Raw genomic sequence first — 842 nt, forward strand, 5'->3', positions numbered from 1 at the left:
CGCAGGTATAAAGAACAATAACTTCCAGATTTCCACAATATTTCCTCCATAAAACTAACGCCCTGTTAAGGGGTGAGCAACGCAATACAAGAGCCGCAGCATACCGCCCTAAACACTAAAACCAACGCATAGTGAAAATGCCACGCGTTGCGAATCCCTCTTGAACAGTTTGTTATGTTGCTAGTTGAAGAGCTCATTGAAGACATCTATTGATAATGCCCAACCCAGCTCTTTTTGAGGCATTCTATTAATTTTTGCGGTGATCTGCGCTAGATCACAATGCTCAAAACCGCCATCTGAATATATGAAATCTTGGTACAACGACATTTTATCGTTAACGTGACCAAGTAACTTTCGACTGTCAGTTTTGGTAAAGCTAATATTCGGCTCTGCATTTCCAAACGAAGAAAGAATCTCATTTGGAGCATTTTCAAGCTCTAGTAAGGTCAACAACCCACTTTTGAAAGCTTCATTAAAATGCTTGAATTCTGACTTTTTGAAACCGATAAGCACAAAAGACATCAGAGTTTTCTCTTCCATGAAAAAGAGACATTTTCGACGCTCTTGAGTAAATGTATGCATATACCAATTACCGAGAATATGATGTTCGCTTTCAATATCTGACAGGTCTTGGGGTCTAAGACCCAGCAAGTCTTGTGATTTCTTAGTGCAGCGCAGTTGATACATGATTCGATTTCTCTCGGGATAATAACGATTTATGTAACATTAGATCATATCGAAAGCTCATTGCAACATAACGCCTTGTTAAGGGGTGAGCAACGCAATACCAAAGCCGCCGCATACCACCTTAATCACCAAAACCAACGCATAGTAAAAATGCC

1 protein-coding gene is annotated in these 842 nt (G+C 40.0%); it reads right to left on the reverse strand.

The features are described 5' to 3' along the window. Positions 1-180: 180 nt before the first annotated feature. Positions 181-687, reverse strand: a complete 507-nt coding sequence (locus VJL_RS27200; RefSeq protein ID WP_038882480.1) for a DUF6933 domain-containing protein — start codon at positions 685-687, stop codon at positions 181-183. Between the last annotated feature and the right edge of the window lie 155 nt (positions 688-842).

This window comes from Vibrio jasicida CAIM 1864 = LMG 25398, from assembly GCF_000400365.1.
In the GTDB taxonomy this organism is placed as follows: Bacteria; Pseudomonadota; Gammaproteobacteria; order Enterobacterales; family Vibrionaceae; genus Vibrio; species Vibrio jasicida.

What these genes read in the sequence shown, in the direction of transcription:
- VJL_RS27200 (WP_038882480.1), bottom strand. Translation starts at nt 687, where the DNA reads ATGTATCAACTGCGCTGCACTAAGAAATCACAAGACTTGCTGGGTCTT.